We start from the raw sequence: 23,990 nt of genomic DNA, 5'->3' as shown, positions 1-23,990 counted from the left end.
ATGCTTTGGGGGGCGTCTCTCGGCGCGCTGGAACTGCGCAGCGAGGGCGGGGCAACCCGGCTTCGGGCGACGTTCCCCTATGACACGCAAACCGAGCTGGCACCGGGGCGGCATGAAGTTGTCGCCTCGCGGGCCTTCGCGGAACGGATTGAGGCGGGTGAGGACGTTCACCTTCTCTCGCAGCATGACTATTCGCATCCGCTGGCCTCACGGTCAGCGGGCACGCTTCACCTGACAGACGGCGACGACGCGTTGCGGATCGAAGCGACGCTGGACGATGGCACGAGCTGGGCGCGTGACTTCCTCGCTGCTCATCGCTCCGGCCTCATTCGGGGCCTGTCGCCCGGCTTCCGTGTCGCGCGGGACGGGGAGCGGATCGAGCGGCGCGGTTCGGACGTGCTGCGGACGATCACCCGAGCGGCACTGTTCGAGATCAGCGCCGTCACCCGCCCGGCCTACCCGGCGGCACAGATCGAAGCGCGGGCCTGGAACGCAACTGCCCCCGCCAAGGGCGTTTCAGCCGCCTACCGGTGGAGGGCGTGATGCTGGCGATGACTATCTCCGAGGACGAGGCGATCCCGGCAACCTATCCGACGACCGATGGAACGGATTGGGCTTGGCAGCGGATCGAGCACTACGTCGCCCACCGCTGGACCACTCGTGATGTGGTGTGGGTGGTCGAGGGGCCCGGCGAATGGGTGCCGCGTCTTTGCCCCGCCACGGTCGAGACCGTCGAGGAATGGGACGGCTCAACCTACAACACGGTGTCCGTCTCGACTGGCCGGCTCGGCGGGCTGATCCTGCCTCGCTGCGGTACGTGGCGCATCACCTGTGAAGTCGGCGGCGGCACTGTCCCCGATGCCGTCATGCAGGCTCACAGCCGCCTTGTCGCCTACCTCGCCGATCAAGAGGACCGCGCGGGCGTGACCCGATACGACGCCGACCTCGGCGGGGCTATCCGCGAATCCTATGACCGGCCGGCAGCGTGGGTTGCCAAGGCGCTCCAGTACAGCGGCGCGGCTGACCTTCTCAGACCTTACCGGAGGGCGAAGCATGCGTTGGCCATGGCGTAAACCCGAGACCGAAAAGCGGGCGACCGGCTACACCGCCCACGTGATCCAGGCGCGCGAGGCGTACATCTCCGGGACACGCGGCCTCGCCGAGCTGACGGGCACCGTGCAGTCCTGTGTGTCCATGTGGGAGCACGGGCTTTCACTGGCTGATGTGGAAGGGACGACGTTCCTCACTACCCGCAACCTCGCTCGCATCGGTCGTTCCCTCGCGCTGAAGGGGGAGGCTGTGATGGTCGTCGATGCCGAGGGCCTGTTGCCTGTCTCCGACTGGGACGTGTCCACCCGAAACGGCCGGCCGCGCGCCTACCGGGTCAGCATCCCCGACGTTGGCGGAGCGACGAGCCGAACCGCGCTGGCGTCCGAGGTGCTGCACGTCATCATCGGTTCTGACCCGGTGAACCCCTGGTTCGGTAGCGCGCCGCTGAAGCGTGCGAGCCTCACGAGCGACCTGTTGCACGCGCTCGAATCTGCGTTGGCCGAGACCTACAGCAACGCCCCGGTGGGCTCGCTGATCGTCCCGTTTCCCGAGGCGCCCGAAACCGACATGACTGCCATTGCACGGGAGTTCCGAGGCATCCGGGGCAAGGTGATGGTGCGGGAGAGTGTGAACGTCCATGCGGCTGGCGGACCGGCTCCGCAGGCGGACTGGCGACCGAACGACCTAACCCCGGATCTTCAGCGGGCGATGACGGCCGAAAGCCTTGCCGCCGCACGTGAGAGCGTGTGCGCGGTCTACGGCGTGTTGCCGGCGATGTGGGGAGCGGCGGCACAGGGGCCGCTGATCCGGGAGGCGCAACGGCACCTTGCGCAATGGGTGCTCCAGCCGATCGCCGCGGCCATTGCCGAGGAGGCGACCGACAAGCTGGGCGCGACGGTGACGCTTGATGTGATTCGTCCGCTCCAGGCGTTTGACGCGGGCGGACGGGCGCGTGCATTCTCCACCATGGTTCAGGCATTGGCACAGGCAAAAGAAGCGGGGTTGGACCCGCAGGCGGTAGAGGACGGCCTCAAGTTCATCGACTGGGCATGAGATGCTTGCCCGCACCGGATGGACGGCTCCGCAGATCGACAAGCCCCATAGGCTGAACGACCGCGGCCGGCGCATGCTGGCCGAGTCCGTCGCGGAGATCATGAAGGAGGCGATGGACCGCGGCGCGCCGTCAAAATTCGCGATGGAGGCGCCCATCCGACACGCACTACGGGCCAGGCTGTGCCTTCAAGGGAAAGCCTGGCCCGTGGCAGACGCGATCGCCGCTGACGTCGTATCTCGCGCATTGGCGATGATCGGCGCGGTTCGGCCGACGTGGCCGGAAGGCCAACCCGATTTCGTGCAGCTAGGAGCTGGTGCGCATATCGAGCGGACCCGGTGCGTGAGGTGCCACAAGCCGCTGCCAGGCGAGCATACCAAGTTTTGCGGAACGCTGTGCGCCACGGCCAATCACATGCGCCTCGCACGCCTTCACCAGTTCAACGACCAACGCGCCTATGACACAGCCGCTCGACTTCCGTGACTATTGCCCTCGCTGTGGCGGGGCGATCGACCGAGCCAAGCCGCACGCGGTAAAGCGCGTCTACTGCTCAAAGCGATGTCAGGTGGAGTACCTGCACCAGTTGGAGAAGGACGCCGTCCTAGAGGCGAAAAAGGATCGTCCGCCTTGTGAGCGGTGTGGCGACCCGGTTTCTCCGAGCATGGATGCCCGCGCACGGTTCTGCTCTCACGCCTGTCAGAACGCGGGCGGGCTCGACCATCAGTGTGAGAATTGCGAGGCCGCGTTCAAGGGTAGCGCGAGGCGAAATACTGTTCGCGGCGGTGTGCAGCGCTGGGGCGGGAAAGGGCGCGTGCGAGGGGCGCTGCCAGCGAAAAGTAGCGGACACACTACGCACAATCTGGCGCACAATCTTAGCTTTTCCGTCGCCCGACTTTCCCTCTAACCTGTTGAAAATATTGGCGACCCCGCCAGGATTCGAACCTGGGACCTACGGATTAGAAGTCCGTTGCTCTATCCAACTGAGCTACGGGGCCGGGCAGGGTGGTGGCGTCAGTGTGTCCAGGGGGCGGCGCGGTCGGTGCGGAAATTGTCCGAGTAGGCCATCGTGCGCCGCTCGTGTTCCTTCTCTTCTTCCACCCAGAAGTCCAGGCCGTGCTTTTCGGCGTAGGCGACGGCGGCTTCGCGGGTCGGGAAATCCAGGCGGACCTGACGGCGGGTGTCGGTGCCGGAGGTCCAGCCCATCAAGGGCTCGATCTCGGGCTCGCCCAGATCCTCCAGCTCGATACGCCAGCGCTTTGTGCGCCGCGTTCCCGATTGCATGGCGGTCCGGGCCGGTTTGAAGATACGTGCGCGCATACGCTCCTCGGATCGGCCTTCCGCGGCCGGCTCTGTCAATGGTCGGGGCAGCAAGATTCGAACTTACGACCCCCGGTTCCCAAAACCGGTGCTCTACCAGGCTGAGCTATGCCCCGACTGTGTCATCTCCTAGCGAACAACGCGCCGTTCGGCAACGCGAACCGCGGTCGCCGCACCGTCAAGGCGCGACGATCCGGCGGTGGACCAGGCGGTCGCCCGGCTTCAGGCCGATCTGGTCGGCGACGCCGGCGTTGAGCTCCAGCACGAATTGCGCCGGTCCGTCCGAGGGGATGCTCTCGGTCGAGAAGGGTGTGGTGGCCTTGGCGATCGAGACGACGGTGCCGGACGCATCGGCGTAGACGATGTCGAGCGGGAGGATGGTGTTCTTCATCCAGAAGGCCCGCTCGCTCTCGTCGGCGAAGATGAAGAGCATGCCGGCATCGTGCGCCATCTGTTGGCGAAACATCAGCCCGCGCGCGCGCTCGATCGGGTCGTCGGCGATCTCGATGGTGAAGGTGTGCGCGCCGCTGCCGGTCTCGGCGACGAGCATGTTGGCGGCGACGGCCGGCGTTGCAGCAGCGGTCGACGCGTTGGCAGCGGGCGCGCCGGTCTCGGCCGCGACCGGCGCCGCGCTGGCGACGCCGACGAGGAGCGCGAGGAGGACGCCGGCCGCCCCCTTGGGGGCGCGCACCTTAATGCGACTGCGGAACGTTGTGGCCGCTTTCCGGCAGGATCTCCGCCGCCATCAGTCCCTTGGGACCGTTGCCGAAGCGCACCTTCACGACCTGGTTGGGCCGCAGTTCCGTCACGCCGAAGCGACGCAGCGTCTCCATGTGGACGAAGATGTCGGGCGTACCGTCTCCGCGGGTGAGGAAGCCGTAGCCCTTGGAGCGGTTGAACCACTTGACGCGCGCCAGCTCGGCCGGGCCCTCGGGCGAGACCTGGATGTTGGTCCGCGACGGGGGGAGCTGCGAGGGGTGGGCGGCCTGCGACTCGTCCATCGACAGGATACGGAAGGCCTGAAGGCCTTTCGAACCTGTGACAACTTCGCACACGACACGAGCGCCTTCGTAAGCACTCTGGTAACCATCTCGGCGTAAGCAGGTGACGTGCAACAGAACGTCCGCTCCACCGTCATCCGGGACGATGAAACCGTAACCCTTACCAACGTCGAACCACTTGATGCTGCCGGAGACTTCCGTGAGGTCGTTGAGGCCATCGAATGGCTTCTCGACGCGGTCCTCGACAGAGTATTGTTCGATAAATCGCACCAGCTTGTTGTCGCTCACCACTATACCCGTCGGTTACCTACTACCGTAGCCACTTTGCGCATCCGTGAATCGGACGTTACCATTCATTCACCGATTAGGCGACAGGTTTTCGCATCTTCGCGAGACCGTGTTGCGCCTAAGACACACGATTTTAAGCAAATTTCATCTGTTTGAGTGGACCCATCGTTTCCGCGAGCGGCGTGCGCACGAGGAGATCGGCCTCCTGATCCTGATCCGTGGGGTCGCGTGAGCAGATGATCAGCCGTGCGCCGGCCTCTTTCGCCATCTGCGGCAGCGCGGCCGCCGGGTAGACCACCAGCGACGTTCCCGCCGCCACGAACAGATCCGCCATCACCGATTCCTTCATCGCGCGCTCCAGGTCGTCTTCGGGCATGGCCTGGCCGAACGAGATGATCGCCGCCTTGAGGAGCCCGCCGCACACGGTGCAACGTGGCGACATGCCTGTTTTCGCAATCTGATCTTGCGCAAAGCTGATTTCGTGGCGCGTGCCGCATTCCAGGCAGGTCGCGTGGTCGCCCGCGCCATGCAGTTCGACCAGTTTTTCGGGTGGGACCCCGGCGCGGGAATGCAGTCCGTCGATGTTCTGCGTGACCACCAGGGACACGGGGCCGGCCGTGGCGAGGTGGGCGATCGCCTCGTGCGCGCCGTTGGGCCGGGCGGCGGCGAAGCGCTCGGCCATGTCGAAGCGGCGGCGCCAGTCTTCCAGGCGCGCCTCCTCGGACGTGACGAAGGTGTCGTAGAGGATCGGCTCCATCCGGCTCCAGATCCCGCCGGCGGAACGGAAGTCGGGGATGCCGGATTCGGTGGAGATGCCCGCGCCGGTGAAGACGACGGCCCGCGTTGCTTGCGCGAACGCCTCGGCGAGGGCGTTCCGGGCTTTCTCGGCATTGTCGAAAATCGCGTGGACCATGCGGGGAAGGTGCCTCCCTCGGCGGGGCATTGACAAGCCGTCTCGCACGTATGCCGCGAAACTTGGTTACGAAGTCGCGTTCGAGCGGGCCGCGGCGTGCCGGATCGTACGAACCGGCCGCGGGCGGGCGGTCAGAGCGCGGCATGGCGGTAGGCCAGCGCCTCGGCCATGTGGACGCGGCGCACGACCGCGCTGGCGGCAAGGTCGGCGATGGTGCGCGCGACCTTCAGCGTGCGGTGGTAGCCGCGCGCGGAGAGGCGCTGTTCGCCGGATACGCGGTCCAGCAGGGTGCGGGCGTCCTCGTCGGCGTCCACCGTCGCCTCGATCATGTCGCCGCTGCATTCGGCGTTGAGTTCGCCCGCTTCGCCAGTCAGCCGCACGGCTTGCCGCTCGCGCGCGGCCCGCACCCGCTCGGCGACGGCGCTGGAGGCCTCGCCGCGTGGCGCCCGCAGGTCCATCGGCGAGACAGCGTCGAGGTGGATCGTCATGTCGATCCGGTCGAGGAAGGGGCCGGAGACGCGGGCCTGATAGTCCTGCGCGCAGGACTTGCCGCGCTTGCAGGTGTGGCCGAGGTCGCCGGCGTGACCGCAGCGGCAGGGGTTCATGGCGGCCAGAAGCTGGAACCTCGCCGGATAGCTGACGCGTGCGTTGGCCCGGGCGATGTTGGCGCGGCGCGTCTCCAACGGCTCGCGCAGCGCATCGAGCACGTTGGACGCGAACTCCGGCAGCTCGTCCAGGAAGAGGACGCCGCCGTGGCACAGCGACACCTCGCCGGGCCGGCCCCGCGGCCCGCCGCCGATGAGCGCGGCCATCGATGCGGAGTGGTGCGGCGCGCGGTAGGGGGCGTTGAGCTCGAGTCGCCCGCCGGCCAGATCGCCGGCCACGGAGCGGATCATCGCGCTCTCGAGCAACGTCGCCGGCGTCATCGGCGGCAGGATCGAGGGCATCCGTTCGGCCAGCATCGATTTACCCGAGCCGGGTGGGCCGACCATGAGGAGGTTGTGCCCCCCGGCGGCGGCGATCTCCAACGCACGCTTGGCGCTCTCCTGTCCCTTCACCTCGGCGAGGTCGGCGACGAAGGGGTCGATCTGCCGGGTCTGCGGTCGGGGGCGGGAGAGGGCCTGGCGTCCGGCGACGTGGTTCATGAAGGCGGTGATGCTCGCCGGCGCCACGATCGTCATGTCGGCCGAGGCCCAGGCCGCTTCACCGCCGTCGCACGACGGGCAGATCAGCCACAGGCCGAGGGCGTTGGCGCTCACCGCGGCCGGCAGGACCCCCGCGACGCCGACGATGCGCCCGTCGAGCCCCAATTCGCCCAGCACCAGCGCATCCTCGACCGCCTCCTGCGGCAGGGCGCCGAGTGCCACCATCAGCGCCAGGGCGATGGGGAGGTCATAGTGGCTGCCCGCCTTGGGCAGGTCCGCCGGGGCGAGGTTCACCGTGATCCGGCGCGGCGGTAGTGACAGGCCGCACGCCGCCAACGCCGCGCGCACCCGCTCACGGCTCTCGGCGACCGCCTTGTCCCCCAGCCCGACGATCATGAAGCCGACGGAGCCGGTGACGATCTGCACCTCGACCGTCACCGGGACGGCCTCGATGCCGCGGAAGGCGATGGTTGTGACCCGACCCTGCACGTTTTGGCATATCCGCAATAACAATCTAGGATAGCATGTCGCGTGAGGTCTCTGCAATCCAAGGGGGAAGTTTTCCGCCTCGGCGCGATCCGGGTCCATTTGCGCGTTGAATCTGCGTCAAAGCGACAACACGTTTCATTCAGACACCGGAACGGCGACCGGCGCCGTTGCGTCGGCCGAACGCTGACAATAACGTCAACCGCGTCCGCCACGGCGAAGGCCACGGCGAACGGGGAGGGAACCGAAGTCGATGAATGACGCTCAGCGTCCGCTGGGGAACGGGTGACGTGACACTCGAACCTTATCAAGGCCGCCGCCGCCGCAGGGTCGCCAGGCTGAAATCCCTGCCGCCTGTGGTACGTCGCTTCGTTCCCAAGGGCCGCGTCGTCTACCCGGCGACGACCGGGGGAAAACCGCGCATTCCCGGCACCCGCATCTCACCGCTCGACCGCAAGACGCCCACCTTCGGGCAGCTCGGCACGCTCGAAGTGCGTCTGGCGCGCACGATGAGCGAGGTGCGCCGCGCCCAGCAGGTCCGCTACGAGGTGTTCTACGAGGAAATGGCCGCCCAGGCCGATCCGTTCACCATGGCCACCCGCCGCGACCGCGACCAGTTCGACGGCCTGTGCGACCACCTCCTGGTGCTCGACCATAATGTCGCCGCGCGCCGCTTCCGCAAGGCTCGGCCGCGCATCGTCGGAACCTACCGCCTGCTGCGTCAGGAGATCGCCGAGCACAACGGCGGCTTCTACTCGACCTCCGAGTTCGACATCGCGCCCGTTCTGAAGCGCCATCCGGAGCTGAATTTCCTCGAGCTGGGCCGCTCCTGCGTCCTGAAGCCCTACCGCGACAAGCGCACGGTGGAGCTTCTGTGGCACGGCGCCTGGTCCTACACGCTGCGCCACAACATCGACGTGCTGTTCGGCTGCGCCTCGCTCACCGGCACCAATCCGGACGAGCTCGCCGTCGCGCTCTCCTACCTCTATCACAACCACCTCGCGCCCGAGGAATGGCGGGCGCGCGCGCTCGACAAGCGTCACGTTGATATGAACCGCCTGCCGGCCTCCGATATCGACATCAAGACCGCACTGCGTGCCCTGCCGCCGCTCATCAAGGGCTACCTGCGCCTGGGGGCCTACGTGGCCGACGGCGCCGTCGTCGACCACCAGTTCGGGACGACCGACGTGATGATCGTGCTGCCCGTGTCCGGCATCTCGCATCGCTACATCAACTACTACGGCGCCAACGCCACGCGGCACGCCTGAGCGGCTGGCGCGCCCTCTGCATCGGGCGCGTCGGGTTGCGTCGGGAGGTCCCATGACGATCGCCATCATCGGCGCCGGCATCGCCGGGGCCGCGGCCGCGCGCCACCTCGTCCAGCACGGGCTGGATGCGGTGCTGTTCGACAAGGGCCGCGGCGCCGGCGGACGGCTGGCCACGCGTCGCAGCGAAGGCCGCGCGTTCGACCATGGCGCTCCCTTCGTCACCGCGTCCGGCGGCACCTTCGCCCGCTTCCTCCACGAGTGCATTCAGAACGGGACCGCCACGACCTGGGGCGACCGGGGCGTGGAAGCGCGCACCGTTGGACTGCCGGGCATGAGCGGCCTCGTCCATGCCGCGCTCGTCGGATCGGAGGTGCGCACCGGGTTCGAGGTCGCTGCCCTGGAGCGCCGGGCCGACGGCTGGACGCTGACATCCACCGCCGGCACGCGCGCCGAAGGCTTCGACGCGGTCGTCCTGACGCTGCCGGCCCCGCAGGCCGGCCGCCTTCTGGCGCCGGTGCACGAGACCTTCGCCACCGCCGCGGCCGACGCGCGCTACACGCCGTGCTGGACCTTGATGTTGGCGGGCGAGGGGATCGACGCGGCGATGGCCTCGGTGGCGGAAGATGCGCTCGCCGGGGAAGGGATCGCGGCCCTGGTCCACAACGCCGCCAAGCCCGGCCGGACCGCGGACACCCTCGTCGCCCACGCCGCACCCACCTGGTCGAGCGCGCGGCTGGAGGACACCGCCGAGGCGGTCGGCGCCGATCTCGGCGCCCTCGTCGCGCGCCATCTCGGCCTGACCGCCCCGTTCGCGGCGTCGAGCGCGCATCGCTGGCGCTTCGCCCGTCTCGCCCGCGTCGCGGCGCGGGGGCCGGACTACGATCCGGACGCGGCCCTCGGCATCGCCGGCGACTGGTGCCTCGGTCCCGACGCCGAGGACGCGTTCCATTCCGGCATCGCCACCGCCCAGGCCCTCCTGCTGACGGTCGTCCGAGCGCGCCCCTGAGTGAGGAACGGCCCATGGCAACGGCCCGGGCGAGCGCCGTCTGTGCCCTTGCACGTGCGAGAGTTGCCCGCCGGTCGCGCAAGCCGCTGGCGAGACGCGGGCCGGATTGCTACATGCAAGCGCCATGAACACCATTGCCGCCTTTCCCTCCGAAGCCGCGCTGAAGCCCCAGATCGCGCGCCGGCGCACGTTTGCGATCATCTCGCACCCGGACGCCGGTAAGACGACGCTGACCGAGAAGCTGCTGCTCTTCGGCGGCGCCATCCACCTCGCCGGCGAGGTCGCCGCCCGCGGCGAGCGCCGCCGCACCCGGTCGGACTGGATGGAGATCGAAAAGAAGCGCGGCATCTCGGTCTCGTCGTCGGTCATGATGTTCGAGCGCGGCGGCCACGTCTTCAACCTCCTCGACACGCCGGGCCACGAAGACTTCTCCGAGGACACCTACCGCACGCTCACCGCGGTCGATTCGGCCGTCATGGTGGTGGACGCGGCGAAGGGCATCGAGAGCCAGACCCTCAAGCTCTTCGAGGTCTGCCGCCTGCGCGACATCCCGATCATCACCTTCGTCAACAAGGTCGACCGCGAAGGCGTCGACCCGTTCGAGCTGATGGACGAAATCGCCGACAAGCTGGCGCTGGAGCTGTCGCCCGTCACCTGGCCGATCGGCATGGGCGGTCAGTTCCACGGCGTCTACAACCTCACCACCAACGACTGGCACAAGCTCGCCGGGGACGGCTCCACCAAGTACGGGTCGACCGAAAAGCTCTCCGGCATCCACGACGAGAAGTTGGATGCCGCCGTGCGCGCCGACATCCTGGAGGAGTTCCGCAGCCAGGCCGAACTCGCCTCCGAGGCGATGCCCCCGGTGGACATGAACGCCTACCGCGAGGGGCACCTGTCGCCGGTGATCTTCGGCTCGGCGCTGCGCGATTTCTGCGTCGGCGACCTGCTGGACAGCCTCGCCGCATGGGCCCCGCCGCCACGCCCGCAGCCGGCGGGCGAGATGAAGATCGACCCCAACCGTGACGATGTCTCGGCGCTGATCTTCAAGGTCCAGGCCAACATGGACCCCAACCACCGCGACCGCATCGCCTTCGCACGCATCTGCTCGGGCAAATTCTCGCGCGGGATGAAGCTCAATCAGGTCGGCACCGGCAAGTCGCTGGCCGTCACCGCGCCCATCTTCTTCCTCGCAGAGGAGAGGGAGCTGGCCGAGGAGGCCTGGGCCGGCGACATCATCGGCATCCCCAACCACGGCGCGCTCCGCGTGGGCGACACGCTGGCCGAGAAGGGGGACTTCCGCTTCACCGGTCTGCCGCGCTTCGCGCCGGAAATCCTGCGCCGCGTGCGCCTCGGCGACCCGATGAAGACCAAGCAGATGCGCCGCGCGTTGCAGGATCTCTCGGAGGAGGGGCTCGCCCAGGTCTTCCGCACCCACCTCGGCGGTGACCACATCGTCGGCGTCGTCGGCGCCTTGCAGCTCGACGTGATGGCCGCGCGCGTGGAGGCCGAGTACAAGGTCAAGATCGACTTCGAGCCTGCCCCGTTCGCCACCGCCCGCTGGCTCGCCGGCCCCCCCGCGACGGTGAAGACCTTCGTCGAGAGCAACAAGTCCGTGGTGGCCGACGACGTGGACGGCGACCCGGTTTATCTGGCGCGCAACGCGTGGGAGCTGAACTACACGCGCGAGAAGCATCCCGACATCCGCTTCGTCGAGGTCAAGGAGATGCAGTAGCCGGCGGCGTCGTCACGACGACGCCGCCCGCCCGCCCCCGGCCGGCGCCCGGCGGACGCCACGAAGCGGCGGCGTCCGCCGCGCGCGGCGGCCCCTCCCGCGCCGGCGCAGGCTTGGTGAAGCGGCCCGCTCAACATGCGCAAAGTGCGGCGAGCCGCGCCCGCACCGCCGAGGCGCCATAGCTGCCACTCACCCGAATCGGTCGCCACGTCTCACGCTCGCGCGCCAACCGCACTATCTAGAGTGAGATGAATTCCGAACTGCGCGCCCGCCGCGCTTCCGACACCACCCGCCGAACGAGACGCCCGTGAAACCCGTAAGTGCCGATCGCGGCGAGATGTTCGGCGCCTTGCGCGGCCTGTGGCCCTACATGTGGCCCAGCGACCGCGCCGACCTGAAGCTGCGCGTCGCCGTCGCGATCCTCGCCCTCGTCGCGGCCAAGGTCGTCACCGTCCTCATTCCCTACACCTACAAGTGGGCGACCGACGCGCTGACCGCCGGCGAGTTCGGCCCCGCCGCCGCCGAGCGGATCACCGACACGCCGGGCTGGAACCTCCCCGCCTTCCTCGTCGGGCCGATCATGCTGGTGGTCGCCTACGGGGTGGGGCGCTTGCTCAGCATGGGTTTCAACCAGCTGCGCGATGCGCTGTTCGCCCGTGTCGGCCAGCATGCGGTTCGCCAGCTCGCCCGGCGCACGTTCATGCACCTGCACGCCCTGTCGCTGCGCTACCACCTGCAGCGGCGCACCGGCGGCCTGTCGCGCGTCATCGAGCGCGGCATCAAGGGCATCGAGACCCTGGTGCGCTTCACCATCCTCAACGCGATCCCCACCATCCTGGAATTCGCGCTGATGGCGGCGGTCATCGCCTACCAGTTCTCGCTCTCCTACCTCGGCGTGATCGTGGTGATGGTCATCGCCTACGTGTGGTTCACGGTGATCGCCTCGCAATGGCGCATCTCGATCCGGCGCGAGATGAACGATTCCGACACCGACGCCAACTCCAAGGCGATCGACAGTCTGATCAACTACGAGACGGTCAAATACTTCAACAACGAGACGATGGAGACCGACCGCTTCGACCGCTCGATGGCGAGCTACGAGGACGCGGCGGTGCGCACCTGGACCTCGCTCGCCTGGCTCAACATGGGCCAGACGGTGATCTTCACTATCGGCATGACGGCCCTGATGATCATGTCCGCGCGCGCGGTGATGGCCGGCGAGCAGACGCTGGGCGACTTCGTGATGGTCAACGCACTGCTGATGCAGCTCTCCATCCCATTGAATTTCATAGGCTTCGTCTACCGCGAGATCAAGCTGGCGCTGGCCGACGTGGAGGACATGTTCGCCGTCCTCAATATCCCGCAGGAGGTGGTCGACCGGCCGGGCGCCACGCCCATCGCCGTCTCAGGCGGCACCGTGCGGTTCGACGACGTCCGCTTCCATTACGACCCGGAGCGGCCGATCCTGCGCGGCATCTCGTTCGAGGTGCCGGCGGGGACGACGCTCGCCATCGTCGGTCCGTCGGGCGCCGGCAAGTCGACCATCTCGCGGCTCCTCTACCGCTTCTACGACATCTCCAGCGGCGCCATCACCGTCGACGGCCAGGACATCCGGGACGTGACGCAGGATTCGCTGCGCCGGCAGATCGGCATCGTCCCGCAGGACACGGTGCTCTTCAACGACACGATCGCCTACAACATCGCCTACGGCCGGCCGGCAGCCGGCCGCGAGGACGTGGAACGGGCCGCCGAGATGGCCCAGATCGGCGACTTCATCCGCAGCCTGCCGCAGGGGTTCGATACCGAGGTCGGCGAGCGGGGACTGAAGCTGTCGGGCGGCGAGAAGCAGCGTGTCGCCATCGCCCGCACGATCCTGAAGGCGCCCCCGGTGCTGATCCTCGACGAGGCGACCTCCGCGCTCGACACCCGCACCGAGGAGGACATCCAGTCCGCGCTGGACAAGGTGTCGGCCGGCCGCACGACCTTGATGATCGCGCACCGCCTGTCCACCGTGGTGCAGGCCGACCAGATCATCGTGGTGGATGCCGGCGCGATCGTCGAGCGCGGTACCCACGCCGAGCTGATGGCCCTCGACGGCCTTTATGCCGAGATGTGGACGCGCCAGAGCCAACAGGCCGAGATCCCGCCCGAGGAGGACCTGCAGCAGGCGCGCGAGCCCTCCGTGCGCGAGCGCGAGGAGACCTTCGAGTAGCCCGCCCTCAGCCTTCGCTGGCGCCGAACAGCTCCACCCCCAGCAGATAGACCGTGGTGTCGCTGGATCCCCAATAGAGCGTCGTCAGGCCGAAGAAGATGTCGATCGTGTCGGGCGGGGTGTCGTAGGTGACGGTGTCCTCGCCCGGCCCGCCGAAGATATAGGCCGACAGCGGGCGGAAGCTGGTGCTGCCGTCGGTGATGGCCTCCGACAGGGTGAAGTCGTCGTCGCCGGGGCCACCGTAGGCCCGGTCGTTGGCGCCGATACCGGCGAACGTGTCGTCGCCGCCCAGGCCGAAGATCGTCTCGCGCCGCGAATCGTCGAAGAAGAATTCGTTACCGTTCGGAGTTCCGAAGCGAATCATAGCTGTCCTCCTGCCGCGCGGCGGGCCGGACGACGGCCGCGGGCGGCGTTCGCTCTGGCGGTCCACGCCGGCGGGCGAAGACCAGGCCGCGCAAGGGTAAGACCGGGGAGCGCCTCTTTCCAAGTCGATCCGGCGCAGCGGCGAACAATTGATGTCGCCGTTCCGGCGGAGGCCGGCGGGCGCGGGGGGCCGCGCCCGCCGCCGGGCCCTTTGCGCCGGACGCGATGCTGCTAATCTGGCGCCGCCCGCCGGCGACAAGGCGGGATAATCCAGGGGGATGACCATGCGGCGACTTGCGACTGTCTGCGGCGCACTGCTGACCGCGCAGCTCATCATCGCGCAGCCCTTCGTGGCCGACCGCGCGATGGCGGCGTGCGTCCAGGATGCGGCGATCGACGCCTTCGTCGGCGACTTCCATTCCAGGACACCCACCCAGGCGCTCGGCGTCGACGCGAGTCCGGCGGATGCACGCTGCGTGCAGGACGCGCTGGTGGGCGAGCTGACGGAGACGCTCGGCCCGGTGATCGGCTACAAGGCGGGCCTCACCAGCGCCGGCGCGCAGCAGCACTTCGGCGTCGACGAGCCGGTGATGGGCACGCTCCTCGAAAAGATGATGCTGGACGACGGCGCCACCGTTCCGGCCGCCTTCGGGGCCCGCCCGCTCTTCGAGGCGGACCTGCTTCTGGTGGTGGGCGACGCCGGGATCAACGACGCCACGACGCCGGAGGAGGTGCTGGCCCACATCAGCGCCGTGCACCCCTTCATCGAGTTGCCGGACCTGATGTTGGCCGAGGGTCAGCCGATGACGGGGGCGACGATCACGGCCATGAACGTCGGCGCGCGGATGGGCGTCGTCGGCGAGGCGATCCCCGCCGACCCCTCGCTCATCGAGGCGCTCCAGGCGATGACGGTCCGGGTCACGGCCGCGGACGGCGAGGTGCTGGCGGAGGCGCCGGGCGCCTCGGTGCTCGGCAACCCGCTCAACAGCGCGCTCTGGTTGATGGAGAAGGGCGTGACCTTCGAGCCGGGGCAGGTGATCAGCGTCGGATCGATCGGCCCGCTGCTGCCGCCGGCCAAGGCGAAAGGGATGGCGACGGTCACCTACCAGGGCCTACCAGGCGATCCGGCGGTGACCGTCCACTTCGAGCAATGACTGCGGCGCCGGGGGGCGCGGGGCGCCGACTACTCGGCGGCCTCTGAGGAGTGGCGCGGCGAGGTCGTGGTGCCGTCCCGCTCCTCGCCGCGGCGGTGCTGACGCGCCAGCACGGGGGCGTAGACGTCCGGGGCGGGCGTGTCCGCCGCTTCGGCCGTGCCGCTCGTGTGGCCATCTTCGGTGTCGCGCCCATCGTCGGTGCCGGTCCTGCCGCCGGTTTCGGGGGGCGCGGCGGTGGCGGGCTCGGCGGACGGCGTCTCGGCGGCCACATCGCGCGAACCTGAGCGCGCGCGGGCAACGACCGGGGCGTAGACGTCCGGCGGCAGAGCCTCGTCGGGCGTCCCCGGCGCCGGGCGCGGTTCCGGCGGGGCGGCGGGGAGGCGGTAGACCTGCGGCTCGGCCGGCTCCACTTCGGCCAGGGGCGCGCCGCCGGCAGGCATCGGCGCCACGCCGCGGCCCCGCAGGCGCGCTGCCGTACGCGACACGGTCTCCGGCATGGCCAGCATCACCGGGATCACCACCAGCGTCAGGATAGTGGAGAAGGCGAGGCCGGCGATGATCGCGGTCGACAGCTGCACCCACCAGATCGACGTGATGCCACCCACCGCGATGGTCCGGGTGAAGAAGTCGAGATTGACCTGCGTCGCCATCGGAATGAGGCCGGCGATGGTGGTGATCGTCGTCAGCAGGATCGGCCGCACGCGCTGCGCCGCGGTCGCAAGCGTCGCCGTCAGCAGATCCGGCTGCTCCAGCCGCTCGCGGTTGAACGTGTCGATCAGCACGATTGCGTTGTTCACCACGATGCCCGCCAGCGCGATGATGCCCGTTCCCGTCATGATGACGGAGAACTTCTGCCCCGTGATCGCCATGCCCAGAAGCACGCCGAACGCCGACAGGACGATGGTCAGGAGCGTCAGCGCCGTCTGGTAGAACGAGTTGAACTGCGTCACCAGCACCAGGAACATCATCACCAGCGAGGCGATCATCGCCTGCATCAGGAACGACATCGCCTCGGCCTGATCCTCGTTGGCGCCGCGGAAGCTGAAGGTCACGCCCTGGGGCCAGCTCTCGCTCTTCACCCACTGGTCGATCTCGGCGATCTTGGCGTTGAGGTCGTAGCCGAGCTGGTCGAGCACGTCCGCTTTCACCGTCATCGCGAACTGCCCGTCGACGCGCTGGATGGACGAGACGCGCTGCTGCGGGTTGACGTCGATGAAGTTGATGATCGGCACCTGGCCGTTGTCGGTCTTCAGGCGCAGATCGCCGAACTGCTGCAGGGTGCGCTCCGCCTCCGGGTAACGCACGCGAATGTCGATCTGGTCCTCCGAATCGTCCGGCTGATACTGCGTCAACAGCACGCCGTTGGTGACGAGCTGGATGATCTGCCCGACGGTGGTGACGTCTGCGCCGAAGCGTCCGGCCTCCTCGCGGTCGACGTCGAGTTGCCACTCGATGCCCGGCAGCGGCCGGTCGTCCTCCACGTCGCGCAGCCCCTCGACCGTCTCGACGTGGTCGCGCACGCGCGCGGTGGCGGCGACGACGTCGTCGTAGAGCTCGGAGGTGATCTGGAGCTGGATGTCCTTGCCGGTCGGGGGGCCGCCCTCGATCTTGCGGACCTCCACCTTGATGCCGGCGAAGTCGGTCTGGTTGCGGATGTCCTCGAAGATCGCGGCGGCCGGCCGGCGGCAGCAATAGTCCACCAGCTCGATCTGCAACTGGCCGATGATGTCGGCCGGCTTGTCCTGCACGCCGTCGATCTTGGCGCCGCCGCCGGTATCGCCGCCGGAGGGGAAGGCGTTGGTGACGACGTTGTCCACGCCGTCGACACCGAGGACGACCTTCTCCACCTCGCGCACCAGCCCCAGCGCCTCGCGCGCGCTCATGTTGCCGCGCGCCGAGATCATCGCCACCGCGACGTCCGGCTCCTCCTCGACGAAGAACTCGACGCCGTTGGAATTGGCTGCGAACACCTGCATCACGGCGAACGCCATGCCGCTGACGACGACGACGGTGAGGATGATGCCGAGCGTGTTGCCCGCGAGGAGCCGCAGGCCGCTTACATAAAGCCGCCCGGCGCCGGTGAGCTTGGTGATGTCGAACGGGCCGTGCGCGCTGGCGACCGGCGGCTTGGCGCGGCCGCGGCCCCAGCGACCGGCGAGCCGTGTCGCGATTGTCGTCGCCAGGACGAAGCCGGCGAGCGCGGCGAGCACCGCCAGCGGCATCGGCGCGGCCGCCAGCGCCATCATCGCCACCGCCGCGACGACGATGCCGGCGAAGAGGCCGACGATGAGCGCGTTCGAGAGGATCGCGCCGACCACCGGCAGGAACACCATCGCCGTGACGAGCGCGACGGTCAGCACGATGATGACCATCACCGGCAGATAGCTCATGAACTCGCCCGCAACGCCCGGCCACAGCAGCATCGGCAGGAAGGCGATGAGCGTCGTCGCGGTGGACGAGATCAGCGGCCACACCATCAGGTGCGCCGCCTCGCGGAACGCCTGCGGCCGGTCCGCGCCTTCCGCGATGCGCCGGTCGGCGTACTCCACGACCACGATCGCGCCGTCGACGAGGAGGCCGACGCACAGGACCAGGCCGAACATCACCATCATGTTGACGGTCATGCCGAGGCCGGCCAGCACCGCGAAGCCGAGCAGGATCGAGGTCGGGATGGCGATACCGACGAGCAGCGCCGAACGGAAGCCGAGTGCGGCGACGATCACGATCATGACGAGCACGATGGCGGTCGAGATCGAGGCCTCCAGCCCGCCCAGCACCTCGTAGATGAAGGACGACTGGTCGAGGAGATAGTCGACCTTGATCGCCCCCGGCCAGCTCGCGGTCGCCTTTTCGACGACGTCCTTAACCGCCTGGTTGTTCTCGATAATGTTCTCGCCCAGGCGCTTGACCACGTCGATGGTGATCGCCGGGCGCCCGTTGACGCGGGTGAAGGTGGTCGGATCCTTGAACGAGCGGCGCACCTCGGCGATGTCGCCGACGGTGACGATCCCGCCCGCCTGGGACTTGATCACCATGTTGTAGACGTCCTCGGCGTCCTCGATCAGGCCCGGCACCTTGACCGAGAAGCGGCCCTCGCCGGTGTCGAGGAAGCCGGCGGGGACCAGCGCGTTGTTGTTCTGCAACGCCTGCAGCAGCTCCACCGGCTGGACCTGGTAGGATTCCATCGCGGTGCGGTCGATCAGCACCTCGAGCTGCTCTTCGCGCGAGCCGGAGAGACTGGCCGACAGGACGGTCGGGATCGCCTCCACCGCGTCCTTCAGCCGGCGCGCGTGCTGGTAGAGCGTGCGCTCCGGCACGTCGCCCGAGAGCGCGACGATGATCGTCGGCACCAGTGAGAAGTTGGTCTCGGTGATGGTCGGCTCTTCGGCGTCGTCCGGCAGCTCGGCCTGCGCGCGGTCGACCTTGTCGCGCACGTCCGCCAGCGCCTCGTCCTTGTCGAAGTCGGCGTTGAACTCGAGGATGATGCCGGCGTGCCCCTCGGAGGCGGTCGCCTTGATCTCCTTCAGCCCGTCGAGCCCGCGCAGCTCGGTCTCCATGGGCTTCACCAGGAGGCGGTTGGCGTCCTCCGGCGAGATCCCCTGCTGGACGACCGAGACGTAGAAGATCGGAACGTCGATGTCCGGGTTCGCCTCCTTCGGGATCGTGGCGTAGATGAACGCGCCCGCGCCCAGCAGGAAGATCAGGAGGGTGAGGATCGTGCGCGGCCGATTGAGCAGGCCGTCGAGGATGCTGATCATACGTCGTCGGACTCCGCGACGGGATCCACCGTCTGGCCTTCGATCACGTACTCCTGGCCGACGGTGATGATGGTGACGGTGTCCGGCAGCCCCGTGACCCAGAAGCCGGCGGTATCCTGCATCGCGATCTTCACCGGCATGAAGGCCACCCGGTTCTCTTCGTCGACCGTGCGCACGCCGATCCGGCCCCGGTCGTCCAGCGTCAGTACGCCGGGCGAGAGGCGATGGGCGCGCACCGTGGCGAGGGGGATGTGCGCTTCGGCGGTGACGCCGTCGCGCAGTGCATGGTCGGGGTTGGGGACCGAAAGCTCCACCGTGAAGGTGCGCGTGTCGGCGTCGGCGGTGGCGGAGACGTAGTTGATCGTACCGGTGACGCTCTCGCCGGTGACGAGGTCGACCGGGGCGCTCGCGCCGAAGTCGATCGCGGCGATGTCCCGTTCGGAGACCTGACCGGTGACGATGATCGGATCCGCGTCGAGAATGGTGGCGCAGATGCCGCCGACGCCCAAGGTGGCGCCGATCTCGCCGAGGGGCTCCTGCACGACGCCGGAGATCGGGGCGAGGATGGTGGTGCGCGCCAGCTCCTCCTTCGCCTCGGCGACGGAGGCTTGGGCGGCGTCGAGGGCGGCCTTGGTGGTGGCGACGCGGGTCTGCGATTCGAAGCCGCGGCCGCGCAGCTTGGTGGCGGCGTCGAACTCCAGCTGCGCCTTCTCCATCTCGGCGTTGGCGCGGGCGAGCTGGGCGGCGCGCACGCCCTTGTCGAGCTCGCACAGGACGTCGCCCGCCGCGACCTCCCAGCCGCGCTCGACGGGGCGCTCGGCGATCCGCGCGGTGGTCTCGGCGGCGACGTTGACGAGCGCGTCGGCACGGGTTCGGCCGCGCATGGTGAGGGTTCGGCCGCGATCCTCGGCGGAGATCTTGCGGGTGCGCACGCGGAAGGCCGCCGCGTTGGCGTCGGCACGCTCGGCGGGTGGGCGGGGGGTCGCCTCCTGGGCGCTCCCCGCGACGATGACCGATCCGCTCGCCATCCATGCCGCGATCCCCGCGGTCATCAGTCCGGCCAGAATGTACTTCGCGTTCATGGCAATCTTACTCCGCGGCGTCCGCGATATCGGTCTGGGCCATGGCGATCAGGCGATCCCCATGCGTCTCGAGGAATTCAAGATGCGCGCCGAGACAGTTCTCCCCGTACGCGGCCGCCCATTCGAGCGCCTCGCAGTGCGGGTCGCCGTCCCGGTCGGCGTCGGCCATGGCGGCCCGGATGGAGGCGATCTCATAGCGCAGCCCGGCCTTGCGCTCGTTGATCGCCTCCTCGATCACGTGGCGCGGCAGGCGCGGGGCGAAGGTGGAGAGCAGCAGGAAGCGCGAGCGGTAGACGTCCGGTCCGGCCGGTTGCGCCAGCGAATCGAGCAGCGTGGCGCGCCCGGTGGCGGTGATGGAATAGACCTTGCGCGAGGGGCGGCCCGACTGGACCTCCTCGCGCACGGTCACGAGTTCTCCGTGGGCGAGGCGGGCGAGGGCGGGGTAGATGGAGCCGTAGCTGGCGTCGACGAACCAGCGGTGGCGCCCTTCGAGCGACTCTTTCTTGATCTCATAGCCCGTGCGCTCGCCGTTGAAGAGAATGGCAAGGCACAGCATGGCGACGGGGCTTAGAGTGTCGGCGCTCAAAGTGTCCTCGGTTCGTGATATGTCGGCCCGATATATCTCGTAACGGGATATAGTTTTGCGATAGGTTGATGCAATCAAAAATCGCGTTTGTTGAGGGGCTTGTGATATGCGCGCTCAGTGCGCTTCGTGACTTGATTGTCTCGCCCGCTCAGCCTACGTTCCCGGCCGGACATAACCCCGAGAGACTACGAGGTGCGACCCGCGGATGGCTCAACACCGCCCCCTGACCCGAACGATTGACGGCGTCGTCGACGAGGACTTCATCGCTGACCTGCCGGAGGCGGAAGCGTCCGGCGACGAACACATGATGCTGCGGGACGGCGTTCGCTGTGCCGGCGCCCACATCATTGTCGACGTCTATGGCGGGGAGCGTCTCGACGATCTGCAGCACATCGAAGAGACGCTGAAGGAGTGCGTCGACGTCGCAGGGGCCACGCTCTTGCACGTGCATTTGCACCACTTTGACGAGAATGGCGGTGTGTCGGGCGTCGCCGTGCTGGCCGAAAGCCACATCTCCATCCACTCCTGGCCCGAGCACAAGTATGCCGCGCTGGACATCTTCATGTGCGGCGAGACCCAGCCCGACGCCTGCATCGACGTGCTGCGCAAGGCCTTCACCCCGAAGAATATCGCGGTGAGCGAGTTCCTGCGCGGCCGCGGGCTTTGACATTGCCCGACTGGGCAAACTGGGTCACCGAGACGGTCAACGACGAGGCGGGCTTCCGCACGTCGTTGCGTGTCGACAAGCCGGTGCGCACGGTCGACGGCGAGCAGGCCCTGGCGGTGTTCGACAACCCCAGCTTCGGCCGTGTCCTGACGCTCGACGGCACCATCCAGGTCACCACCGGCGACGAGTTCGTCTATCATGAGATGATGTCGCACGTGGCGCTCTTCGCTCATGGCGGGGCGCGCGACGTGCTGATCCTGGGCGGTGGCGACGGCGGCGTGGCCCGCGAGGTGCTGCGCCATCCCGTCGCCAGCCTGACCTTGGTGGAGATCGACCGCGCGGTGGTCGACCTCATGGTCGCCGAGGTGCCGTCGGTGTCGGCCGGCGCGTTCGATGACCCGCGTCTGTCCCTGGTGATCGAGGACGGAGCCGCGTTCGTGCGCGACACGAAGGCCACCTACGATATCATCGTCGTCGACGCGCCGGACCCGATCGGACCTGGCGCCGCTCTCTTCACCGACGTGTTCTACACCCGCTGCCGTCGTGTCCTGCGGCCCGGCGGAGTGATGGTGTGCCAGTCCGGCATGCCGTTCCTGGCCGGCGACTGGCTTCGCGGCCATGCCGCCACCCTGCGCCATGTGTTCGACGACGTGAGCTTCTTCCTGTCCACCGTGCCCAGCTATACCGGCGGGCCGATGGCGCACGCCTTCGCAACCTCCGACCCGGCGCTGAAGGCGGTCAAGCAGCAGGCGTTGGAGGAGCGGGCGCTCTCGCTCGACCTCGCCATGCGCTACTGGACGCCGGCCGTTCACCGCGCCGCTTTCGCGCTTCCGCCCTACATCGCCGAGCGCGTCGCCCCGTCCTGACCGCTTCCGCCATGACCTTTCGTCAGAGGTAGCCCTCGCCGCGCAGCGAGGTGTGCGTGTTGGCGCCGACGATGATGTGGTCGTGCACCGTCAGGCCCAGCGGGGCGGCTCCCTCGATGACCTTTTCGGTCATCGTGATGTCGGCCCGCGACGGGGTCGGGTCGCCGGAGGGGTGGTTGTGCACCAGCACGAGCGCGCTCGCCCCCAGTTCCAGCGCCCGCTTCAGCACCTCGCGAGGGTAGACCGGCGTGTGGTCCACCGTGCCCGCGCCGGCGCACTCGGACGCCAGCATCTTGTTCTTCTTGTCGAGATAGACGACGTGGAATTCCTCCCGCGGCAGGCCGCGCAGCTTGGCGCGAAAGTAGTCGACCACGGCGTCGGTCGAGGTCAGGAGCGGGCGATCGGCGAGGGCGTCGTGGGTGAGACGCTCGGCGGCGGCGCGGATCAGGCGAAAGTCGCTCGCAACGCGTTCGCCGACGCCGCTGACCGCCATCAGCCGGGACGAGGAGGCCGACAGCACCGCCGCGAACGAGCCGAACTCGGCGATCAGTGCTTTGGCGGTCGGCTTGGTGTCGCGCCGGGGGATCGACTGAAACAGGAGAAGTTCGAGCAGCTCGTAGTCCGGCAGGGTCTCACCGCGGTCGAACCGGTCGCGCAGACGCTCGCGGTGCCCGGCGGCGAGGTCGGGCGAGCTTTGCCGGTGCCCGGCACGTGCGGCGGCGGTGGTGGCGTGCGCCGGCCAACCCTGCGCCTGCGGTCGCGCGCCGACCTCGAACAACACGGGTTGCACGGCGGACGTGCGGGACGTGACGGCCGCTCTCGGCCCGGTCCGGACGCACTGAGAGCCCGGCCCCCGTGCCGTGTCGCACGCCAGCCCGTCTGGCGGCGTGTCGTGCGCCGGGGGGTGACCGGGCAAAGGCAGGCCGGCCGGGCTCGGGGTTCTCGCGGTGAGTGGTGGTTCGTCGCCCTGCGCGGGGCGGTCGCGCTCGGCGGGGGGCCTCGCGTCGCCGGCGGGTCGAACGCTCGCTCCGTCGGCGTGCGCGGCCGCGTGGGCCGCGACGGCGGCGCGCAAGAGGCTCAGCGCCGAATTCGAGAGGCGAGACTGTTCCCGCTCTGGTCCGGACATAGATCATCCCCATCCCTGGGGAGACGCTACCTCAGATTGGTTTGATCATGCAATCTGAAATTGATCAGTCGACCGGCAGCATGTGGGGCGAGAACGTGAAGATCTCGCAGCCGTCCTCGGTGATGCCGACGGTGTGCTCGTACTGGGCCGAGAGGGAACGGTCGCGCGTCACGGCGGTCCATCCGTCGGACAGGACCTTCACGTGCGGGCGTCCGAGGTTCACCATCGGCTCGATCGTGAAGATCATGCCGGGTTGCAGCCGCACCCCGTCGCCGGGGCGGCCATAGTGCAGGATGTTCGGCATGTCGTGGAAGATGCGGCCGACGCCGTGGCCGCAGAACTCGCGCACGACGGAGCAGCGCTCACCCTCGACGTAGGTTTGGATGGCGTGGCCGATGTCGCCGGTGGTGCTGCCGGGACGGGCGGCGGCGACCCCCAGCTCCAGCGCTTTCAGCGTCACCTTCAACAGGCGGTCGGCCGCGCGGCGCACCTGGCCGACGCGGTACATGCGCGACGAGTCGCCGTGCCACCCGTCGAGGATGAAGGTGACGTCGACGTTGAGGACGTCGCCCTCCTTCAGCGGCTTCGGCACCGGGATGCCGTGGCACACGACATGATTGACCGACGTGCACGAGGCCTTGCGGAAGCCGCGATAATAGAGGGTCGCGGGGATGACGTCGTGCTTCTCGGCGAAGGCCATGACATATTCGTCGATGGCTTCGGTGGTGGTGCCGGGGACGATGAAGTCCTCCAGCTCGTCGAGGCATCGGGCGGTCAGCGCGCCGGCCGCGTGCATCGCCGCGAACGCGTCCTGGCCGTAGATGCGCACCTGACCCGTGTTGCGGGCAGGTGCCACGTCTGCATCGATGAATTCTACCATGGTCGCCGGCCTCCCTCCGCTGACGTTATGTCGGCG

The 23,990-nt window shown here is 68.4% G+C and carries 22 protein-coding genes and 2 tRNA genes; 11 read left to right on the top strand and 13 right to left on the bottom strand.

Annotated features, from left to right (window positions below):
* The 4 genes from MRB58_RS01215 to MRB58_RS01200 are packed head-to-tail and all read left to right on the top strand — an operon-like array spanning position 1 to position 2,584.
* Entirely contained in the window at positions 1 to 543 is a 543-nt protein-coding gene (locus tag MRB58_RS01215) for an HK97 family phage prohead protease (protein WP_244779820.1), read from the top strand.
* Positions 543 to 1,073, top strand: a complete 531-nt coding sequence (locus tag MRB58_RS01210; protein ID WP_244779819.1) for a hypothetical protein — start codon at positions 543 to 545, stop codon at positions 1,071 to 1,073. Before MRB58_RS01215 ends, MRB58_RS01210 begins: the two co-directional genes overlap by 1 nt.
* Positions 1,054 to 2,103, top strand: coding sequence for a phage portal protein (locus MRB58_RS01205; protein WP_244779818.1), 1,050 nt, complete (start codon positions 1,054 to 1,056; stop codon positions 2,101 to 2,103). The genes MRB58_RS01210 and MRB58_RS01205 overlap by 20 nt, the downstream gene beginning before the upstream one ends.
* A gap of 1 nt (position 2,104) precedes the next feature.
* On the top strand, positions 2,105 to 2,584 hold the full coding sequence (locus tag MRB58_RS01200; protein ID WP_244779817.1) for a hypothetical protein: 480 nt from the start codon (positions 2,105 to 2,107) through the stop codon (positions 2,582 to 2,584).
* A gap of 435 nt (positions 2,585 to 3,019) precedes the next feature.
* Here the strand turns inward: MRB58_RS01200 and MRB58_RS01195 are convergent.
* The 7 genes from MRB58_RS01195 to MRB58_RS01165 all read right to left on the bottom strand — a co-directional run bounded on the left by MRB58_RS01195 (position 3,020) and on the right by MRB58_RS01165 (position 7,254).
* Positions 3,020 to 3,096: transfer RNA gene (locus MRB58_RS01195), tRNA-Arg, on the bottom strand.
* Positions 3,097 to 3,112: 16 nt separating this feature from the next.
* Positions 3,113 to 3,418: an ETC complex I subunit gene (locus MRB58_RS01190; protein WP_244779816.1), complete on the bottom strand. Its 306-nt coding sequence runs from the start codon at positions 3,416 to 3,418 to the stop codon at positions 3,113 to 3,115.
* Positions 3,419 to 3,457: 39 nt separating this feature from the next.
* Positions 3,458 to 3,534 (bottom strand) — tRNA-Pro (locus MRB58_RS01185).
* Between the two features lie 62 nt (positions 3,535 to 3,596).
* A complete protein-coding gene (locus MRB58_RS01180; protein WP_244779815.1) occupies positions 3,597 to 4,109 on the bottom strand; it encodes a DUF192 domain-containing protein in 513 nt (170 codons plus the stop codon).
* A 1-nt stretch (position 4,110) separates the two neighbouring features.
* A complete protein-coding gene (locus tag MRB58_RS01175) occupies positions 4,111 to 4,680 on the bottom strand; it encodes a cold-shock protein (protein ID WP_305853225.1) in 570 nt (189 codons plus the stop codon).
* Positions 4,681 to 4,840: 160 nt separating this feature from the next.
* Positions 4,841 to 5,620 (bottom strand): Sir2 family NAD-dependent protein deacetylase, encoded by a 780-nt coding sequence (locus MRB58_RS01170; RefSeq protein ID WP_244779814.1) that lies wholly within the window; start codon positions 5,618 to 5,620, stop codon positions 4,841 to 4,843.
* 131 nt (positions 5,621 to 5,751) lie between these two features.
* Positions 5,752 to 7,254, bottom strand: coding sequence for a YifB family Mg chelatase-like AAA ATPase (locus tag MRB58_RS01165; protein ID WP_244779813.1), 1,503 nt, complete (start codon positions 7,252 to 7,254; stop codon positions 5,752 to 5,754).
* 254 nt (positions 7,255 to 7,508) lie between these two features.
* On the opposite strand from MRB58_RS01165, the gene MRB58_RS01160 reads away from it, so the two are divergent.
* The 4 genes from MRB58_RS01160 (at position 7,509) to MRB58_RS01145 (ending at position 13,472) form a co-directional block, all read left to right on the top strand.
* Positions 7,509 to 8,519, top strand: coding sequence for a GNAT family N-acetyltransferase (locus tag MRB58_RS01160; protein ID WP_244779812.1), 1,011 nt, complete (start codon positions 7,509 to 7,511; stop codon positions 8,517 to 8,519).
* A 52-nt stretch (positions 8,520 to 8,571) separates the two neighbouring features.
* The gene (locus MRB58_RS01155) at positions 8,572 to 9,525 is read left to right on the top strand and encodes an NAD(P)/FAD-dependent oxidoreductase (protein ID WP_244779811.1); all 954 of its coding nucleotides are present in this window, start codon (positions 8,572 to 8,574) and stop codon (positions 9,523 to 9,525) included.
* Between the two features lie 124 nt (positions 9,526 to 9,649).
* Positions 9,650 to 11,260, top strand: a complete 1,611-nt coding sequence (locus MRB58_RS01150; RefSeq protein WP_244779810.1) for a peptide chain release factor 3 — start codon at positions 9,650 to 9,652, stop codon at positions 11,258 to 11,260.
* A 337-nt stretch (positions 11,261 to 11,597) separates the two neighbouring features.
* Positions 11,598 to 13,472, top strand: coding sequence for an ABC transporter ATP-binding protein/permease (locus MRB58_RS01145; protein WP_244781864.1), 1,875 nt, complete (start codon positions 11,598 to 11,600; stop codon positions 13,470 to 13,472).
* 7 nt (positions 13,473 to 13,479) lie between these two features.
* Here the strand turns inward: MRB58_RS01145 and MRB58_RS01140 are convergent, their stop codons facing one another.
* The gene (locus MRB58_RS01140; protein ID WP_244779809.1) at positions 13,480 to 13,836 is read right to left on the bottom strand and encodes a hypothetical protein; all 357 of its coding nucleotides are present in this window, start codon (positions 13,834 to 13,836) and stop codon (positions 13,480 to 13,482) included.
* A 283-nt stretch (positions 13,837 to 14,119) separates the two neighbouring features.
* Between MRB58_RS01140 and MRB58_RS01135 the strand changes: the two genes are divergently transcribed.
* Entirely contained in the window at positions 14,120 to 14,989 is an 870-nt protein-coding gene (locus MRB58_RS01135; protein WP_244779808.1) for a 2-keto-4-pentenoate hydratase, read from the top strand.
* Between the two features lie 29 nt (positions 14,990 to 15,018).
* Here the strand turns inward: MRB58_RS01135 and MRB58_RS01130 are convergent, their stop codons facing one another.
* Genes MRB58_RS01130 through MRB58_RS01120 form a run of 3 tightly spaced genes read right to left on the bottom strand, consistent with a single transcriptional unit; the run spans position 15,019 to position 20,415 of the window.
* Entirely contained in the window at positions 15,019 to 18,747 is a 3,729-nt protein-coding gene (locus tag MRB58_RS01130; protein WP_244779807.1) for an efflux RND transporter permease subunit, read from the bottom strand.
* Complete coding sequence (locus MRB58_RS01125) at positions 18,744 to 19,829, bottom strand: efflux RND transporter periplasmic adaptor subunit (protein WP_244779806.1); 1,086 nt, start codon at positions 19,827 to 19,829, stop codon at positions 18,744 to 18,746. The genes MRB58_RS01130 and MRB58_RS01125 overlap by 4 nt, the downstream gene beginning before the upstream one ends.
* Positions 19,830 to 19,836: 7 nt before the next feature.
* Positions 19,837 to 20,415, bottom strand: a complete 579-nt coding sequence (locus MRB58_RS01120) for a PadR family transcriptional regulator (protein ID WP_244779805.1) — start codon at positions 20,413 to 20,415, stop codon at positions 19,837 to 19,839.
* Between the two features lie 205 nt (positions 20,416 to 20,620).
* Between MRB58_RS01120 and speD the strand changes: the two genes are divergently transcribed.
* Both speD and speE read left to right on the top strand, forming a co-directional pair.
* On the top strand, positions 20,621 to 21,082 hold the full coding sequence (gene speD, locus MRB58_RS01115) for an adenosylmethionine decarboxylase (protein WP_244779804.1): 462 nt from the start codon (positions 20,621 to 20,623) through the stop codon (positions 21,080 to 21,082).
* Between the two features lie 2 nt (positions 21,083 to 21,084).
* Positions 21,085 to 21,948, top strand: coding sequence for a polyamine aminopropyltransferase (gene speE / locus MRB58_RS01110; protein ID WP_244779803.1), 864 nt, complete (start codon positions 21,085 to 21,087; stop codon positions 21,946 to 21,948).
* A 22-nt stretch (positions 21,949 to 21,970) separates the two neighbouring features.
* Here the strand turns inward: speE and radC are convergent, their stop codons facing one another.
* Together radC and map are read right to left on the bottom strand one after the other, a co-directional pair.
* Positions 21,971 to 22,738, bottom strand: coding sequence for a DNA repair protein RadC (gene radC / locus MRB58_RS01105; protein WP_244779802.1), 768 nt, complete (start codon positions 22,736 to 22,738; stop codon positions 21,971 to 21,973).
* A 400-nt stretch (positions 22,739 to 23,138) separates the two neighbouring features.
* Positions 23,139 to 23,954 (bottom strand): type I methionyl aminopeptidase, encoded by an 816-nt coding sequence (map, locus tag MRB58_RS01100; RefSeq protein WP_244779801.1) that lies wholly within the window; start codon positions 23,952 to 23,954, stop codon positions 23,139 to 23,141.
* Positions 23,955 to 23,990 lie beyond the last annotated feature (36 nt).

The sequence above is a fragment of the Acuticoccus sp. I52.16.1 genome, from assembly GCF_022865125.1.
In the GTDB taxonomy this organism is placed as follows: Bacteria; Pseudomonadota; Alphaproteobacteria; order Rhizobiales; family Amorphaceae; genus Acuticoccus.
Note: the sequence above shows the minus strand (reverse complement) of the source record. Positions and strands in the feature narration are given on the sequence as shown.

What these genes read in the sequence shown, in the direction of transcription:
- MRB58_RS01215 (WP_244779820.1), top strand. Translation starts at nt 1, where the DNA reads ATGCTTTGGGGGGCGTCTCTCGGCGCGCTGGAACTGCGCAGCGAGGGC.
- MRB58_RS01210 (WP_244779819.1), top strand. Translation starts at nt 543, where the DNA reads ATGCTGGCGATGACTATCTCCGAGGACGAGGCGATCCCGGCAACCTAT.
- MRB58_RS01205 (WP_244779818.1), top strand. Translation starts at nt 1,054, where the DNA reads ATGCGTTGGCCATGGCGTAAACCCGAGACCGAAAAGCGGGCGACCGGC.
- MRB58_RS01200 (WP_244779817.1), top strand. Translation starts at nt 2,105, where the DNA reads ATGCTTGCCCGCACCGGATGGACGGCTCCGCAGATCGACAAGCCCCAT.
- MRB58_RS01190 (WP_244779816.1), bottom strand. Translation starts at nt 3,418, where the DNA reads ATGCGCGCACGTATCTTCAAACCGGCCCGGACCGCCATGCAATCGGGA.
- MRB58_RS01170 (WP_244779814.1), bottom strand. Translation starts at nt 5,620, where the DNA reads ATGGTCCACGCGATTTTCGACAATGCCGAGAAAGCCCGGAACGCCCTC.
- MRB58_RS01160 (WP_244779812.1), top strand. Translation starts at nt 7,509, where the DNA reads ATGACGCTCAGCGTCCGCTGGGGAACGGGTGACGTGACACTCGAACCT.
- MRB58_RS01155 (WP_244779811.1), top strand. Translation starts at nt 8,572, where the DNA reads ATGACGATCGCCATCATCGGCGCCGGCATCGCCGGGGCCGCGGCCGCG.
- MRB58_RS01150 (WP_244779810.1), top strand. Translation starts at nt 9,650, where the DNA reads ATGAACACCATTGCCGCCTTTCCCTCCGAAGCCGCGCTGAAGCCCCAG.
- MRB58_RS01145 (WP_244781864.1), top strand. Translation starts at nt 11,598, where the DNA reads ATGTTCGGCGCCTTGCGCGGCCTGTGGCCCTACATGTGGCCCAGCGAC.
- MRB58_RS01140 (WP_244779809.1), bottom strand. Translation starts at nt 13,836, where the DNA reads ATGATTCGCTTCGGAACTCCGAACGGTAACGAATTCTTCTTCGACGAT.
- MRB58_RS01135 (WP_244779808.1), top strand. Translation starts at nt 14,120, where the DNA reads ATGCGGCGACTTGCGACTGTCTGCGGCGCACTGCTGACCGCGCAGCTC.
- MRB58_RS01130 (WP_244779807.1), bottom strand. Translation starts at nt 18,747, where the DNA reads ATGATCAGCATCCTCGACGGCCTGCTCAATCGGCCGCGCACGATCCTC.
- MRB58_RS01125 (WP_244779806.1), bottom strand. Translation starts at nt 19,829, where the DNA reads ATGAACGCGAAGTACATTCTGGCCGGACTGATGACCGCGGGGATCGCG.
- speD (WP_244779804.1), top strand. Translation starts at nt 20,621, where the DNA reads ATGGCTCAACACCGCCCCCTGACCCGAACGATTGACGGCGTCGTCGAC.
- map (WP_244779801.1), bottom strand. Translation starts at nt 23,954, where the DNA reads ATGGTAGAATTCATCGATGCAGACGTGGCACCTGCCCGCAACACGGGT.